Annotated in this window: 2 protein-coding genes; both read left to right on the top strand. The window is 70.7% G+C overall.

Annotated elements, in window-relative coordinates; translation table 11 throughout:
- The first annotated feature begins 179 nt into the window (after positions 1-179).
- Positions 180-1,604 (top strand): IS1380 family transposase, encoded by a 1,425-nt coding sequence (locus VF468_28290; protein HEX5882184.1) that lies wholly within the window; start codon positions 180-182, stop codon positions 1,602-1,604.
- Between the two features lie 202 nt (positions 1,605-1,806).
- Positions 1,807-2,898: IS4 family transposase (locus VF468_28295; protein HEX5882185.1), on the top strand; the 1,092-nt coding region annotated here is incomplete at its 3' end.

A 2,898-nucleotide genomic window follows, 5' to 3' on the forward strand; every position in this document is an offset into this window, starting at 1 on the left:
GTGCCTGACTTCCAAGGAATCGGCAAGCACGGGCGCAGGGACACCTTAGCCCGGCTGTTGCGGTAGTGGTCTGATCTTGTGGCGCGACACGGGGTGTGGGAACGCGAAAGTGCCTGCTCTGGCTGGGATTCTGGTCTTGCCGAGGGACCGGGACCGCCAAGTCGAGAGGCACTTCGCGAGTGCAATCTACAACGAGTCGACCCAGGATCACGGTGACCGCGGACGGGGACGGCGTGGCGTCGCATGCGGGGTCCCGGTTGCTGGCCGATCTGGCCGACCGGACCGGCCTGACAGGGTTCCTCGGTGAGGCGGTCGGTGGGCTGCGACGGCGCCGGTCGGGTCACGATCCGGGGCGGGTGCTGGTGGATGTGGCGGTGATGCTCGCCGACGGGGGGCGGGGCATCAGCGGGCTGGCGGTGCTGCGGGACCGCCCGGAGCTGTTCGGGTCGGTGGCCTCGACCGCGACGGCGTGGCGGGTGCTGGACGGCGTCGACACCGCTCTGCTGGAGGCGGTGCGCGCCGCCCGGGCGCGGGCGCGGGAACGGTTGTGGGCCCAGCGCGAGGCGACGGTGGGGCCGATCCGGGCCAGCGCGGCCGGCGGGCGGGACTGGCCCGGTCTGCGGCTGGTCATCGACGCGACGCTGGTGACCTGCCACAGCGAAAAGGGCGGGGCCAGTGCCTCATTCAAGGGCGGATTCGGGTATCACCCGCTGACCGTGTGGCTGGACAACACCAACGAGGCCCTGGCCGCGCTCCAGCGCACCGGCCGGGCCGGGTCGAACACCGCCGCGGACCACATCGCGGTGACCGACCTGGCGCTGGCGCAGATCCCCGAACCCGCCCGGTACGGCACCCCGATCCTGATCAGCGCGGACGGGGCGGGGTCGACCAAGGACTGGCTGACCCACCTGCGGGGTCTGCGGGAAACTGGCCTTGACCTGCGGTTCTCGGTCGGGTTCACCGCCACCGAGGCGGTCCAGGCCGCGATCCGGGCGCTGCCCGAGTGCGCCTGGACCCCGGCGATCGAGGCCGACGGGACCCGCCGGGAGGGCGCCGACGTCGCCGAGCTCACCGGCCTGCTGCCGGGCCTGACCGCGGCGGGCTGGCCGGTTGGGATGCGGGTGATCGTGCGCCGGGAACGCCCCCACCCCGGGGTGCAGCTGCGGTTCACCGACCACGACGGGTGGCGGTTTCAGACCTTCGCCACGGACACCCCACCCGGCTACCACGGCGGAGCGGGCGGAGGACTTGCCCAGCTCGAGGCCCGCCACCGGGCGCACGCCCGGGTGGAGGACCGGATCCGCTGCGCCAAGGACACCGGGCTGGGCCATCCGCCGTCCCGCGAATACAAGATCAATCAAGCGTGGCTCGAGCTGACGTTGATGGCCTGCGACCTGATCGCCTGGACCCAGACCACCCTGCTCGAGGGTGACCTGGCCCGAGCCGAACCCAGGCTGCTGCGCTACAAACTCCTCCACGCCGCCGCCCGGCTCACCCGCGGACAGCGCCGGCTGTTCCTGCGGATCGACGCCGGTTGGCCCTGGCGACACGCCCTCGCCGCCGCGTTCGCCCGCCTCCAAACCCTTCCGCTGCCCGCGACCTGAGGCCGCGGCCGGCCGCGACCACCCACGACCAGAACGGCCGGAGACACCGACCACCACGTCGGCGGCCCGGCCACGCCGACACTCCGCCAGTCCTTGCCACAACCCGAAATTACAATCCCAGTCCAAGATCACTCGGCTAGTGAAAGACCGAGGCTAGTGCCAATACCGTTCAGTTAAGGTCACATCGGTGTAGTTTGGTGTCATGCCTCGCGCGGGTTGGAAGAAGCCGGTCTCGGATCGTCGGTTGTCGGATCTGGTCTCGGTGGGGGTGTTGACTCGCGTCTTCCCGCCGGGGTTGGTCGATGAGGTGATCGCCGCGACGGGACGGACCGAGCAGCGGCATCGGTCGTTGCCGGCGCGGGTGATGGCCTACTTCTCGATCGGGATGGCGCTGTACTCCGAGGGCTCCTATGAGGATGTGCTGTCCCAGCTGACCGACGGGCTCTCGTGGGCCTCGGGGTGGGCCGAGAGCTACGCCCCGCCGAGCAAGTCGGCGATCTTCCAGGCTCGGGTCCGGTTGGGCTCGGAACCGCTGGCGGCGTTGTTCGCGCGGGTCGCCAGGCCGATCGGTGGCGACCAGGCTCCGGGGGTGTGGCTGGCGGGGCGTCGTCTGGTCGCAGTCGACGGCACCTGCCTCGATGTCGCCGACACGGCGGTGAACGCGGCGTTCTTTGGCAGACCGGGAGTCAACAAGGGCGAGCAGGCCGCCTTCCCGCAGGCCCGGGTGGTGGCCCTGGCCGAGTGCGGCACCCACGCGGTCTTCGCCGCGCAGATCGGGGCATACACCCAGTCCGAGGCCACCTTGACCCAGCCCCTGCTGGACCGGCTGGAGCCGGGCATGCTGCTCCTGGCCGACCGGGGATTCTTCTCCTACGCCTTGTGGCGCAAGGCGATCGGGACCGGCGCGGACCTGCTGTGGCGGGTCCGGACCGACGCGGCCGGCCCCAAACCGGCCCACGTGCACGACCTCGACGATGGGTCCTGGCTGGCCCACCTGCGCCGCAGCACCCCAGCATCAGCTCGCCGTGAGGAACCGATGCTGGTCCGGGTGATCGACTACACCATCGATGACGGTCGGGACAACCCCACCAGCTACCGGCTGTTCACCACGCTGCTCGACCCGGATGAGGTCAACGCGGTAGATCTCGCCGCCGCCTACACACAGCGGTGGGAGATCGAGTTGGCCCTCGACGAACTCAAGACCCACCAGCGCGGACCGCGCACCGTGCTGCGCTCGAAGTCGCCCGACCTGGTACTCCAAGAGATCTGGGGACACCTGTGCTGCCACTACGCG

The organism is Actinomycetota bacterium (assembly GCA_036280995.1).
Taxonomy (GTDB): domain Bacteria; phylum Actinomycetota; class CALGFH01; order CALGFH01; family CALGFH01; genus CALGFH01.